The organism is Amycolatopsis samaneae (assembly GCF_039541975.1).
Classification (GTDB): domain Bacteria; phylum Actinomycetota; class Actinomycetes; order Mycobacteriales; family Pseudonocardiaceae; genus Amycolatopsis; species Amycolatopsis samaneae.
This window is the reverse complement of sequence record NZ_BAABHG010000008.1, coordinates 15,065-26,963: the sequence shown is the minus strand read 5'-3', so window position 1 is coordinate 26,963 and position 11,899 is coordinate 15,065. Positions and strand designations below refer to the sequence as shown.

At 65.9% G+C, this 11,899-nt stretch carries 14 protein-coding genes; 8 read left to right on the top strand and 6 right to left on the bottom strand.

What is annotated here, in order from left to right:
* Window positions 1-6 precede the first annotated feature (6 nt).
* Window positions 7-2,097 (top strand): UvrD-helicase domain-containing protein, encoded by a 2,091-nt coding sequence (locus ABD987_RS21460; RefSeq protein ID WP_345396341.1) that lies wholly within the window; start codon window positions 7-9, stop codon window positions 2,095-2,097.
* 26 nt (window positions 2,098-2,123) lie between these two features.
* Here ABD987_RS21460 and ABD987_RS21455 read toward each other — a convergent pair whose 3' ends face one another.
* Window positions 2,124-2,438, bottom strand: a complete 315-nt coding sequence (locus ABD987_RS21455; protein ID WP_345396338.1) for a DUF6204 family protein — start codon at window positions 2,436-2,438, stop codon at window positions 2,124-2,126.
* 158 nt (window positions 2,439-2,596) lie between these two features.
* Between ABD987_RS21455 and ABD987_RS21450 the strand changes: the two genes are divergently transcribed.
* Window positions 2,597-3,253 (top strand): hypothetical protein, encoded by a 657-nt coding sequence (locus tag ABD987_RS21450; protein ID WP_345396335.1) that lies wholly within the window; start codon window positions 2,597-2,599, stop codon window positions 3,251-3,253.
* Here ABD987_RS21450 and ABD987_RS21445 read toward each other — a convergent pair.
* The gene (locus ABD987_RS21445; protein ID WP_345396332.1) at window positions 3,227-4,393 is read right to left on the bottom strand and encodes a hypothetical protein; all 1,167 of its coding nucleotides are present in this window, start codon (window positions 4,391-4,393) and stop codon (window positions 3,227-3,229) included. The genes ABD987_RS21450 and ABD987_RS21445 overlap by 27 nt on opposite strands.
* A gap of 306 nt (window positions 4,394-4,699) precedes the next feature.
* Here ABD987_RS21445 and ABD987_RS21440 point away from each other — a divergent pair, with 306 nt between their 5' ends.
* Genes ABD987_RS21440 through ABD987_RS21425 form a run of 4 tightly spaced genes read left to right on the top strand, consistent with a single transcriptional unit; the run spans window position 4,700 to window position 7,877 of the window.
* Entirely contained in the window at window positions 4,700-5,146 is a 447-nt protein-coding gene (locus tag ABD987_RS21440; protein ID WP_345396329.1) for a hypothetical protein, read from the top strand.
* Window positions 5,143-5,799 carry a DUF3558 domain-containing protein gene (locus ABD987_RS21435; RefSeq protein WP_345396326.1) on the top strand — a complete coding sequence of 219 codons (657 nt, stop codon included), beginning with the start codon at window positions 5,143-5,145 and terminating at the stop codon, window positions 5,797-5,799. Before ABD987_RS21440 ends, ABD987_RS21435 begins: the two co-directional genes overlap by 4 nt.
* Window positions 5,799-7,097 carry a PPE domain-containing protein gene (locus tag ABD987_RS21430; RefSeq protein WP_345396323.1) on the top strand — a complete coding sequence of 433 codons (1,299 nt, stop codon included), beginning with the start codon at window positions 5,799-5,801 and terminating at the stop codon, window positions 7,095-7,097. The genes ABD987_RS21435 and ABD987_RS21430 overlap by 1 nt, the downstream gene beginning before the upstream one ends.
* 24 nt (window positions 7,098-7,121) lie before the next feature.
* On the top strand, window positions 7,122-7,877 hold the full coding sequence (locus tag ABD987_RS21425) for an ESX secretion-associated protein EspG (RefSeq protein ID WP_345396320.1): 756 nt from the start codon (window positions 7,122-7,124) through the stop codon (window positions 7,875-7,877).
* On the opposite strand, the gene ABD987_RS21420 is transcribed toward ABD987_RS21425, so the two are convergent.
* Both ABD987_RS21420 and ABD987_RS21415 read right to left on the bottom strand, forming a co-directional pair.
* On the bottom strand, window positions 7,830-8,033 hold the full coding sequence (locus ABD987_RS21420; protein WP_345396317.1) for a DUF397 domain-containing protein: 204 nt from the start codon (window positions 8,031-8,033) through the stop codon (window positions 7,830-7,832). The two genes, ABD987_RS21425 and ABD987_RS21420, sit on opposite strands and share 48 nt — an antisense overlap.
* A 14-nt stretch (window positions 8,034-8,047) precedes the next feature.
* Window positions 8,048-8,890 carry a helix-turn-helix domain-containing protein gene (locus ABD987_RS21415; protein WP_345396311.1) on the bottom strand — a complete coding sequence of 281 codons (843 nt, stop codon included), beginning with the start codon at window positions 8,888-8,890 and terminating at the stop codon, window positions 8,048-8,050.
* Between the two features lie 87 nt (window positions 8,891-8,977).
* Between ABD987_RS21415 and ABD987_RS21410 the strand changes: the two genes are divergently transcribed.
* Window positions 8,978-9,259, top strand: coding sequence for a hypothetical protein (locus ABD987_RS21410; protein WP_345396308.1), 282 nt, complete (start codon window positions 8,978-8,980; stop codon window positions 9,257-9,259).
* Window positions 9,260-9,290: 31 nt separating this feature from the next.
* On the top strand, window positions 9,291-9,668 hold the full coding sequence (locus ABD987_RS21405; RefSeq protein ID WP_345396305.1) for a hypothetical protein: 378 nt from the start codon (window positions 9,291-9,293) through the stop codon (window positions 9,666-9,668).
* 353 nt (window positions 9,669-10,021) lie between these two features.
* Here the strand turns inward: ABD987_RS21405 and ABD987_RS21400 are convergent, their stop codons facing one another.
* Window positions 10,022-10,186, bottom strand: coding sequence for a hypothetical protein (locus ABD987_RS21400; protein WP_345396302.1), 165 nt, complete (start codon window positions 10,184-10,186; stop codon window positions 10,022-10,024).
* Between the two features lie 124 nt (window positions 10,187-10,310).
* On the bottom strand, window positions 10,311-11,897 hold the full coding sequence (gene nuoN / locus ABD987_RS21395) for an NADH-quinone oxidoreductase subunit NuoN (RefSeq protein ID WP_345396299.1): 1,587 nt from the start codon (window positions 11,895-11,897) through the stop codon (window positions 10,311-10,313).
* Window positions 11,898-11,899: the final 2 nt, after the last annotated feature.

Genomic DNA, 11,899 nt, shown 5'->3' with positions numbered 1-11,899 from the left:
GACACTGTGGCACGTCTGAACATCGCCAAGGACTTTCTGGCGGCCTACGTCAAGCTGGAGAAGCCCGTACAGCGTTTGGTCGACAACGCGTTGAGCCGCTTCCCCTTCCACACGCACGCTGGGCTGCACCTCGAGAAGCTGCAAGGCTCGATCGACCCGCTCGTACGCACGATCAGGATCAACGACTTCTGGCGTGGCATCGTCCTCGCCCCGGAGACGGGCGACGAGTACACCCTGCTCACGGTGTTGCCGCACGACAAGGCCAACCGTTACGCGACCAGTAAGCGGTTCAGCGTGAACCAAGCTTTCGGAGTCTTCGAAGTACGGGATCAAGCGGCGATCGACCAGCTCGAACCCGCTATCAGGAACTCCTCGCAGGAGACTGAGACCCGGCTGTTCGACCACGTCAAGGACAGCCAGCTGGTCAGGCTCGGTATCGATGCCGAGGTGCTGCCGCTGGTCCGCATCATGGTGTCCGACGAGCACCTCGATCCGTTGGCCACCTTGCTCCCCGAACCGCAGTACAACGCGCTGTTCCTCTTGGCGGCGGGGTATTCCCCGGACGAAGTCTGGCAGCAGTTGTGCAGCCAGCTCGTCGACGAGAAGCCGGAACCCGGGATCGATCCGACGGATCTGACCGCCGCGATTCACCGCACCCCGGACCGGTTCGCCCCGGTCACCGGGCCGGAGGATCTGGCCGGGATGCTGGCAAATCCGTTCGCGCTGTGGCGGATCTTCCTGCACGAACGGCAGGGGAACATCGCTCATCGGGACTTCTACAGCGGTCCGGCGCTGGTCACCGGCGGTGCCGGCACGGGCAAAACCGTCACCGCGCTGCACCGGGCGGTGTTCCTCGCGAAGAAGCTGCCGCCTGGTGAAGGCCCGGCCATCCTGATGACCACCTTCACGAACAATCTGGTCGACGCGCTAAAGGAGCAGCTCGGCCGACTCATTGACGACGAATCGATCCTGTCGCGGATCAGGGTCTCGACGGTGCACAAGGTCGCCTACGACATCGTGCGGGAGGAGGAGGGCAGCCCACCGGACATCATTCACGATCATGCCAAGACCCGGCTGTGGCACAACGCGGCGAAGCACATCAACGAAGCCGTCTCCGGGAAGTTCCTGGAAAGCGAATGGGAACAGGTCGTCATGGCGCAGGACCTCGCGGATCGCGACGCCTACCTGACCTGCGTACGCAAGGGACGGTCGAAGCGGCTCAGCGTTCCCAAGGAAACGGTGTGGAAAGGGATCGCCCACGCGCTGGACCAGCTCAAGAGCGTCGGCCAGCGTCTGCACACCCAGGTGGTCGCCGACGCGGCCAGGATTCTCGCCGGACAGAACCGGCCGCCATACCTGCACGTGCTCGTCGACGAAGGCCAGGACCTGCACCCCACCCAGTGGCGGCTGCTGCGGAATCTGGTCGGTGATCAGCCAGACAACCTGTTCATCGTCAGCGACCCCAATCAGCGCATCTACGACAACCGGGTCTCTCTGGGCAGCCTCGGCATCAACGTCAGAGGCCGCAGCAAGCGGCTGACGGTCGGCTACCGGACGACGCAGGAGATCCTCCAGTGGTCGGTCGGCGTGCTGAACGCCAAGGACGTCATGGGTCTCGACGACGAACCCGACACACTCGACGGCTATCAGTCGTCCTTGCACGGACGACGCCCCGTGATCCACCCCTACCCCGACCGCGACGCCGAGCTGGACGGGCTCGTCCAGCAGGTCAACGGGTGGCTCGACCAAGGCATCGAAGCACACGCCATCGGCGTCGCCGCCCGGACGAAAGCGATGCGGAAAACCGTCCGCGACGCGCTCAAGGCGGCTGGCATAGCGACTTCAGGCAAGAATGGCGTGCGGGTGGAGACCATGGCCGGCATGAAGGGGCTGGAATTCCAATGCGGCGCCGTCGTCGGCGTCGACCGGGACACCGTCCCCCACCCAGCCGCCGTCACCACTGTGGAGGAGGACGCGGCTACCCACGCTCAGGACACCCAGCGTGAGCGCTGCCTGCTGTTCGTGGCGTCCACTCGTGCCCGGGATGCGCTTTACGTGTCCCATACCGGCGAACCCAGCCCCTTTATCGCGAGCTGACCTGAAATGGCGCCGATCACCCGGCGTCAGCGGCGCCGCTTGATCTTGATGTCGTCCATGCAGGTCGCGGTGGATTCGAGATCCCGGTACGGGTAGCGGTGTTCCTCCAGCACTTCCATGGCCCTGAGCTCGGCCTGGTCCCGCGCCTCGCGCTCGGCCTCCTCCCCCGGCCCGACGTGCACGGTGATCCGGAAGCCGAAGCTCGCGAGGTGGTGGTTGTAGGACAGCGAACCCGCTTCGGTGAACGCCATTTCGGGCTGTTCGGCGGCGAGCAGCCGGGCACGGGTCGGCTCGTCCGGCCGGTCGAATTTGCCCCGGACGATCACGCGGTAGGTCGGCATGCCGTCAAGATACAGACCTGTATCTGAATACACGACCGCATTTGCGATCGGGTGGACGTCCCGCACGAACGAGTGACACATCACGCCGAAACGCAACAGCCGCGGCGAGCGCGTGGATATTCACCTCGTACGCGCAGGGCGAACGAGGAGGACACGACATGCGCAGCACGATCACGAAGCGGGCAGGCGCACTCACCGCGTTGCTGGTGGCCGGACTGGCCGCCGGCACCCTCCCCGCCCACGCGCAGAACCCGGCGGGCGTCGCCTCGCTGGGCTCGGCCGGGTTCACCAAGGCCGGGACCACGAGCACGATCCCGGCACTGGCCCCCTGCGCCGTCGAAGGCCCGACGAGCGCGTCGTCCGGACTGGTGACCAAGCCCGGCGTCAGCTTCGGCGGCGGTACCTCGTCGTGCACCACCACGGTCACCGATCCCGCGAACGACGTCACGACCACGACGTCGAAGGCCACCGGGACGAACTTCGAACTGTCCGCGCTGGTCAGCCTCGGCGGCCCGCGGATCAGGATCCGCAACTACGAGGTGACCTGCACGGCCACCCAGACGCAGACGAACGCGAACTGGACCTTCGGCGGCCTCAGCGGCATCACCGGCCTGCCGTCGCCGATGCCGGCCAACTACACGAAGCCGCTGACGAAGTCCGGCGGCACCGTGCTCGCGAACGCGGTGTTCAACACCCAGACCCTGCCCGGCGACGGCAGCATCAGCCTGACCATGCTGCGCATCGAGTTCACGCCGGAGTCAGGGATCAGCGGCAGCGTCACCGTCGGCTCAACAGCCTGCTCCCCCACTCCGTGAGCACCAGGTGAAGTGCTGGTCGAGCACCCGCACCATGGTCTCGACCGCCCGCACCTTGTCCACTTCGGACACTGTGTTCACCAGGCCCGCCAAGGTGATCCCGCGTTCGGGTTCGGCCTTGACCCGGAGCCTGAGATGTGCGCGCGACGCGAGGTCGTTGTGCGGCGAGGTGTAGACGGAGAACTCGTCGCCGCGCTGGGACTCGAAGGTCACCGTGGCCATGTCGTGCAGCGAGGTGACCTTTCGCTCCCTCCACTCCGCCGGATCCACCCCGAACATCTCCGGCGGATCGGCGGGCGCAAGGGCCCCCACCTCGATCTGCACCCGGTGCGGCGGCTCGACGAAGTAGCACGCGCCCGGCGTCGCCACCGGCCGGAGGCCGGGCCCGAACACCCGGGCGACGGCGTCGGCGAACACCGCGCACTCGACCTGGGAATCGGTGGCGCCCGCCGCGAGAATCTTGTCGGGCTCCTGGGGAACGGGGACCGGAACGGCCGGATCGCAGTCCTCGCCACGACTCGGGACCAGCCAGTCCGCACAGGCACCGACCGCTCCGGTGTCCTGCCCGTCCGGTGAATAGACCAGATTCTTCGGCAGTTTCGCCGCCGCCGCTGCCGCGAAGTCGTTGACCTTGTCGCACCCGCCCGGCTGCTCCGCCCTGCCGAAATACGGGTCGATCCGGATCGCGCGCCGGAAACTGACCGGAATGCGGTAAACACAGTCGACGGTCTTCTGGTCGCGCCATTGTTCCTGCCGGTACCCCTTGATCCCGCCCAGATCGGCCACCGCGCTGTACCGCCGTTCCCTGTCGTCGGCGGATTCCTCGTCGGTCACCGTGAGCAGTGGCGAGCCACCACGCATCAACCGGCACTCGCGGCGGTTTTCGTGCTTCCAGGGCACGAGACTGATCGGCTGGTCGTTCGCCTCGCGCTTCGCGTAGATGCCCGGGTCGACCAGCGCGCACAGGTCCAGTTTGTCCAGTTCCGCCAGCGCGGCCGGGTCACGGTCGGCCGGACGAGGCTGCCGGGGCGACCATTTCACTGGCTGCGGCGCGGGTTTCAGCGCCGTTTCGGTCGCACAACCGGAAACGACGAGCGGGAGAACCAGAGCTGCGGCGAGCGTCACTTTACGCGTAATCATCACGCTGAGTGTGCACATTGACGTGGTCTCTCACCAGGGAAAATCGACCATTCCGCGACACATTCACCCGAATGGACATTACGTTTAGTCACGACATTCCCGAGCGCTATTCACCCCGGTACGGATCTTCTTGCGGACTGCGCGACGCCGCCCGGGAACTCCGGTAGAGTCTCCCGCGTCGGACTACGCAGGGTGCCGGGGAGACAGCGCCCTGCTGCTACGGGGAGAGCACAGTGATGACGACGGCTTCAGGGCGCCCTCGCCCATGCACGCGGTGCACGTTGGTGGCGAGGAGGGTGCAACACCATGACTGACCAGCCACCGGTCTACACGCCGGGCAGCGATGCCCCCTGGTTCGCACCGGAGGCGCCACCCGACGGCGGCAACTACGGCGGCGTGCCCCTGGAGCGGCAGTTCGACCTCACCGGCAGCGCCCCCGGCTTCAAGTACGACGAGGCCACCCTCCACTCCCTGGTCAAGGACTGGACCGACCTCGCCAACGAGTTCCAGGAAGACGTGCGAAATCTCGAGTTTCAACTGCTCAAAGTGAAAGGCCCTGGCAACGAGTACGCCAGCGCCGGACACGCGGACCGAGTCAACGACTCCATCAAGGCGCTCATGGAAACTCACAAGGACCGAGAGAAGTACTGCCGGGCCATGACCGAGAAGTATGTGACCGCCCTGGGCAAGTACGCCACCGCTGAAGAAACTGGCTCGCACGAGGTCAAGCAGGCGAGCGGAGGAATCCTGTGAACAGGACCACCCGTTGGTTGATACCCGTACTTGGCGCGGGAGCCCTGGCGCTCAGCGCCTGCTCAACGACTACTCCGGGGAGCGCCCAACCCTCACAGGCAGGTGAGACAGGCGGCAAACCGCCCTCGGGCGCGATCGATGATGTTCCTGGGCCGGGGGTACCCAAAGTCGCCGCCCCGATCGACTTCACCAACTACCTGACGAAGCCCTGTGAGTCTCTGCATAGCAATCAGGTTGACGAACTTCTTGGCGAAAACGCCACGCCGAAACCAGATCTCAAGGCTGGGGCTGGGCCAACCTGCGTCTGGCGCAAAGGCTCCTCGCAGGCAGCAGTGACAGTTAACTTTTTAACCCTGGTCCCTATCGGCGCAACGAAACCCATGGGCCTTACCGGTTACTACAATAACCGCGAAAAGGACTTCAAATTCTTTGAAGTCCTTCCATCAATCGATGGCTACCCGGCAATCGCCTACGGCGTGAAGGACGAACGCAAAACCGAAGGAGTATGCACCGTCGCCACCGGAACAAGTGACAGGTACGCTTTTAACGTAGCCATAAACTTGTCACCCGGAAATATCGCCACGAAGGATCCTTGTGAGTACGCAAAAAAGGTCGCCGGTGAGGTGCTGGCCAACATCAAGGGAGGGCATTGATGGTCATCGAAGGACCTTTGACACCCGCCCAGATCTACGAACAGATCACCGGCGGCCCAGGAACCGATTCTCTATCTGAAGCGCAGAAACTCATCGGTGACCTCGGGGGAAAGTTGGCCGACAGGTCGATGAAGGTCGCGGCGCTTCAACAGAAGGTGCGCTCTGGGTGGCAGGGTGGGGCCGGGCAGGCGGCGGCTGATTCGACCACACCGTTGGTCGAGGCTTCGATGGATGACTCGACGCATCTTTCCAATGCGCAGCAGGCTATCGGGGATCAGATGACGGCGTTTCAGAGCGCCAAGAACAGTGTGAAGCCGGTTCCGGCGCAGCCGCCGCAAATGGTGTCCGACGACCTTATCCATATGCTTGACGGCAGCCGGGCCGACTATCTCACCAAGTCGATGCAGTGGCAGGCGGACAGTCAGCACAATATCGACACGTTCAGCAGTTACCATTCGGCCAGCGGCGACAACAACCTTCGTATTCCGGAACGGTATTCCGAGCTGAAGGACACCGGGGAATCGATCGGCATGGCGCAGCCGGGCACGGGCGGCCAGGACACCAAGCCGCCGGTGCGTGGATTCGGCACGGACACCCGCACCGGAAACGGGACGGACACCGGAACGGGACAGCAGACCTGGCAGCCCGGCAACACGGGAAACACCGGGAACACGGGTAACACTGGGAACACCGGGACGACCGGGGGCGATCAGCACGGGCAGCCGGGGCAGCAGCCTCGCCAGCCGGGCGGGTGGCAGCCGCCGGGGTCCTCATCGTCCATTCCGGACGGTACGCACGCGAATTCCTACGTGCCCAAGCCGATTGTGCCGCCTGCGGCGTCGAACAACTATCAGTTCGGGCCGACCGGGCAGCCGCCCAATCCCTTCACCTCGGGCGGTGGTGGCGGCGAGTTCGGGCCGTACGGGTCCGGGTACACGCCGGGCGGCGGTAGCGGCAGTGGCAGCGGTGGCTATCGCGGCGGGAGTGGGACCGGGAGCGGTTCGGGCGGTGTGAACGAGCCGGGCCGGGGGCCGGGTGGCGCCGGGCGTGGTACCGGGGCCGCGGTGCCGAACGAGCGGGTGCCGGGTGGGCGTCCGGGCGCGGTGCCGGGTGGTCCGTCGGGTGCCAAGGGCGCGAACGGGATGCCGATGGGCGCGGGCGCCGGCGGCAAGGGCAAGAAGGAGGAGGACAAGGAGCACAAGACTCCGGCCTACCTGCTCGAACCCGATCCCGACGCGACCTTCGGCGGCAGTGACGTCAAGCCGACGCCGCCGGTCATCGGCGAGCAGCGCAGGTAGCACCACGGCCAAGGGGAGGGTGACGTGGTGCTCACGCGCGCAGTGGAGCTCACGCTGAATACCGTGTTGACCGCGATGCGTAACGCCGGGTGCGGCGATCCGCCTCAGATCTTCGCGGGCGGGCTGCGGTACATCCCGCCGTCCGCGGCGAACCAGGTCAACCGGGAGGCACTGGAGGAACTCGGGCAGTTCGGGTTCGCCAGGGGTGATCGGCTGACCGGTGAGTTCGAGGACATACTGCATACAATCGACCGGCCGGAGTCGGAGTACTTCGCCGTCGCCCGCGACATGGACGAGCAGATCGGGATCCTGGTCGCCGTCGCGGGCGGCGTCACGGTCACCGCGCTGTGCTCGGGCGAGCGGGTGTGGCTCAAGGAGGTCACCGACCGGCAGCAGCCGCCGGAGGTGCTGGTCGCCAATCTGCCGGAGTACGCCCCTGCCCGCTTCCCGGCGTTCTCCTTGCCGCAGGACGAGTTCCGCGCGGACGGCGGCGACGGGCGGTACGAACGCTCCGAAGATCGCACCCGCACGGCCCGCATGCTGGACGACGTCTTCAACCAGCCGTACTACGGGCTGGGCCAGTTCACGGTGGCGAAGCGGACACGGGGCGGGCAGCGCGAGGTGGCCCGCGACCAGCTGAGCTATATCGACATCGACTCGGGCCGGGTCGTCATGGAGCTGTCCGGGGCGCCCGGCAACCGGTACATCACCGTGTTGCCGGGCGAACCCGGACTACTCGCGCAGAAGATCGCTTCGCTGCGCGCCAGCCTGGACGACTAGCGCGGCGAAGGCGGCCCGGCCGAGGACGAGCGCACCCCCGGCCGGGTCCTTCGAGTCCCGGACGGCCGCCGCCGAGCCCTCGAACGCGACCTCGACGCAATCCGACGTGGTGCCGCTGTAGCTGGATTTGCGCCAGTTCTCCGAGGTGAAGTCCATGACACCCAGTCTACTCACCCGTACCTTGCAAGGAGGTGCTCAATCATCTGCACCGACTGCATAGAATCCAGCGCCGCCATAGTCAGGCTCGCCGTGGCCCGGAGATACGGCGCCACGTCGGCGGGCTGATCGAGAAACAAGCCAGAGTCCCGATGCTCCAGGTGAACCACGGGGCGGTCGTCACCGAAATCCAGCAGCACATAGGCACCATCGACCGCAGCGTGTCCACCGATCTCAAAAGGAACTACTCGCAGTTCTACGGACGGGCGTTCGGCCATCGCGAGCAACCATCGAAGCTGATCCGCCATGACCCTTGCCCCACCAACCCGACGATGCAGAACGGCCTCGTCCATGAAGGCCACGTACGCCGGTGGCTTCCCACCCCCTAGCACTTTCTGCCGTTCCATCCGCAGTTCAACCCGTGCTTGGATGTCGCCGGGAGCAACCCCAGCAGCACTCATCAGCGATCGTGTATAGGTCGGGGTCTGCATCAGCCCCGGGATCAGTGTCACCGCAGCACCGACGATCCTGGTGGCGTCAGCTTCCAACGCAGCCAGGGTTTTCGCCTGCTCAGGTACCTCCGCGTATCGGGTTTCCAGCCAGGCTGACCGATCGATATCGCGAGCGAGAACCATGAGACGTTCTTTCTGATCGCCTGTGACGTTGTAAACCGCGAGAAGCGCTGAAACCTCTTCAGGCGAAGCGTTGCGTAAGCCGGTTTCGATGCGGCTAAGCGTGGACTGGGACCATCCAAGCTTTTCAGCCACTTCGACCATTGCGAGCTTGCAGGCCCTACGCGCGTTTCGTAACCCCTCTGCAAGTCCTTGTGCCTGCGGTTTCGACTTTTGTCTCGGCATGGGACCTCCTTTCAGGTGAAGCACCTTGGCACGACGGCCGCGATCACCCATAGAGTTGCGGCAACAAGCACACCATTAGGGGACGAGATGCGGTACGGCTATTTCGCCTACGAACAACGAAAGACCTCGATCAAAGACATGGCCTTCGAATTCATCGGTTTCGCCGAGGTCAATCCCGAATCCCCCGAGTACGACAGGTCCGCGGAACGGCTGCACGACTGGGCACTCGGGCTGCTCACCACCTGCAACCACGAGGCGGGGTACTTCGTCTTCAACTACGGCCAGGTCGGTGAGGACGGCGAACCCGAGGACATCCTGGCCACACTGGACGTCGCGTGGAACGGAGACCGCGAACTGGCCGCCACCTGAGGCAGACGCGGGCGCGGCGTATCGTCGGGGGATGGACGGCGACACCACCCCGGCACCGCCCCATCCGGACGCCGATTCGCTGCGCCGCGCGGTCGCCGCGGCGATGAGCATCGCGGAGTCCCATCAGGACATCGAGCGCCGTCTGGACAAGTTGGAGCGTCGCGGTGTCGACGTCAGCGAGCTGCGTGCGCAGACCCAGCGGACCGGACGGTTCGTGCGGCAGCTCGCCGACGTCAGTGCCGCCCAGGCGCTCGAGTTCGACGGGTACATGGCCGCGGGCGGCCCGGACAATCCGGTGGCGCACGCCGAATACCTCGCCGCCACCGAACGCGCCACCGCCCTGCTCCCCCAGGACGATCTCACCTGGACCCCGCCGCCCCCGCCCGGCCACCACCCCGACGCCGAGTGATCCGTGGGGGCCTCCTTGAGGGAGCCCAGGTCCCTCAAGGAGGCCCCCACGGACCTTCCCGAAATCGGTGCCGCCCTCGCGGGTGCCCAAACGCCCCAATGTGGCATTGGGTGCGCTCAACGCACCCAATGTGGCGTTCGGTGCGTTGGACGCACCGAACGCCACATTGGGGCGCATGACCGCGCCAGTCCCGAACCGGAAGCTGTGAAGGCCCCCTTACCGGCATTGGGCGCTGGTAAGGGGACCTTCACTGCCCTTCACCCCGCGCAATACGGCCTGCGGAGACGATTCTTGTCGGTCCCTGCCCGTACCGTGTTCGGCAAGGGGGCCTCGGGGTGTCCTGAATCTTCCATTCATTCCTTCAGCGCCGCCACGCACCGCCGCTGTTGTGCGGGCCGGGTGCTGAAGGACGCTTTCAGTGCGTTGGGCGCGCTGAAGGACGCCTTCAGTGCATCGAGCGCACCGAAGGCGTCCTTCAGCACATCCCGGCCACCGGAGGAGCAGTCCGTGAATGCCACATTGACGGACTCTGAGTCCCTCAATGTGGCATTCACGGACCACGACGAGGCCCAAATGCGCTGAAGGCCACCTTGAGGGAATTCAATGCCCTCAAGGTGGCCTTCAGAGACCTGACGGGAGTTACTACGAAGCGAAGCCGCCGGTGCCCGCCCAGTCGAGGGCGAACGCCGGGACCAGGCCCAGCACCAGCGTCACCAGGACGCCCAGGGTGATCGCGGTCGTGGTGAACGCGCCGGGCACGGTCACCGTCGGGCCGTCCTTGGCGGGTTCGGAGAAGTACATCAGCACGATCACCCGCAGGTAGAAGAACGCCGCGACCGCGCTGAACACCAGTGCCACCACCACGAGCGGGGCCATGCCGTCGGACAGCGCGGCGGAGAACACCACGAACTTCCCGACGAACCCGCTCGTCAACGGTATGCCCGCCAAGGCCAACAGCAAGAACGTGAACACCGCGGCCAGCACCGGTGAGCGTTTCGCCAGCCCGGCCCACGCCGAAAGGTGCGTGGCCTCGCCGCTGGAATCGCGCACCAGGCTGATCACGCCGAACGCCGCCAGCGTGGTGAAACCGTAGGCCAGCAAGTAGAACAGCGTGCTCGACAGGCCCTTCTCGGTCATCGCGATCGCACCGACAAGCAGGAAGCCGGCGTGCGCGACCGAGGAGTAGGCGACCATGCGCTTGACGTCGGTCTGGGTCAGGCCCAGCACCGCGCCGATCGCCATCGAGATGATCGCGACCGCCCACAGCACCCCGCGCCATTCCCAGCTCGTCGAGGAGAACGCGACCGAGAGCACCCGCAGGATCCCGCCGAACGCGGCGACCTTCGTGCACGCCGCCATGAACGCGGTCACCGGGGTCGGCGCGCCCTGGTAGACGTCCGGGGTCCAGGTGTGGAACGGGCCGACCGAACCCTTGAACAGCAGGCCGACCACGAGCAGCCCGAGCCCGGCGAACAGCAGCGTGTCCGAACGGTCCGAGCCGGCGGCGGCGTTCGCGATGTCGGCCAGCTTCACCGAGTTCGCGTAGCCGTAGAGCAGCGCGAGTCCATAAAGGAAGAACGCCGAGGAGAACGCGCCGAGCAGGAAGTACTTGACCGCCGACTCCTGCGAAAGCAGCCGACGCCGCCGGGCGAGACCGCACATCAGGTAGAGCGGCAGCGAAAGCACTTCGAGCGCGATGAACATGGTGAGCAGGTCGTTGGCCGCGCAGAACGCCATCATGCCGCCGAGCGCGAACAGCGTCAGCGGGAACACCTCGGTCTGCATGCCGGTCGACCCGGCCTGCGCGCGGTCCTGCACAGTGCCCGGCCGGATCGCGGCCTGCGCCACGAACGCGCCGCCCGGTTCGACCGAGCGGTCCGCGATCAGCAGGATCGAGCCGAGCCCGAGCAGCAGCAGCGTGCCCCACAGGAACAACGCGGGACGGTCCACCGAGATGGCCTTGCTGAACGTCGTCACGCCGTTCTTCGGCGCGGACGAACTGGCGTAGATCACCAGCGAGATCCCGGCCGCCGCGATGCCCACAATGGACAGGAACACCTGCGCGGGCCAGCGCATGTGCCGGGGCAGGAACGCCTCGAACAACACGCTCACGCAGGCGGCCCCGAGAATGATCAGGATCGGCAGCACGGCCGCGTAGTCGATCGCGGGCGTCGGCAGCTGTTGCGGCGCCTGCGCCAGGACAGCTTGTGACAGGACGATGTCGAGCACGG

Excerpts from the sequence above, each read along its gene's own strand:
- ABD987_RS21455 (WP_345396338.1), bottom strand. The coding sequence starts at position 2,438 with ATGCCGACCTACCGCGTGATCGTCCGGGGCAAATTCGACCGGCCGGAC.
- ABD987_RS21450 (WP_345396335.1), top strand. The coding sequence starts at position 2,597 with ATGCGCAGCACGATCACGAAGCGGGCAGGCGCACTCACCGCGTTGCTG.
- ABD987_RS21445 (WP_345396332.1), bottom strand. The coding sequence starts at position 4,393 with ATGATTACGCGTAAAGTGACGCTCGCCGCAGCTCTGGTTCTCCCGCTC.
- ABD987_RS21440 (WP_345396329.1), top strand. The coding sequence starts at position 4,700 with ATGACTGACCAGCCACCGGTCTACACGCCGGGCAGCGATGCCCCCTGG.
- ABD987_RS21430 (WP_345396323.1), top strand. The coding sequence starts at position 5,799 with ATGGTCATCGAAGGACCTTTGACACCCGCCCAGATCTACGAACAGATC.
- ABD987_RS21420 (WP_345396317.1), bottom strand. The coding sequence starts at position 8,033 with ATGGACTTCACCTCGGAGAACTGGCGCAAATCCAGCTACAGCGGCACC.
- ABD987_RS21415 (WP_345396311.1), bottom strand. The coding sequence starts at position 8,890 with ATGCCGAGACAAAAGTCGAAACCGCAGGCACAAGGACTTGCAGAGGGG.
- ABD987_RS21410 (WP_345396308.1), top strand. The coding sequence starts at position 8,978 with ATGCGGTACGGCTATTTCGCCTACGAACAACGAAAGACCTCGATCAAA.
- ABD987_RS21405 (WP_345396305.1), top strand. The coding sequence starts at position 9,291 with ATGGACGGCGACACCACCCCGGCACCGCCCCATCCGGACGCCGATTCG.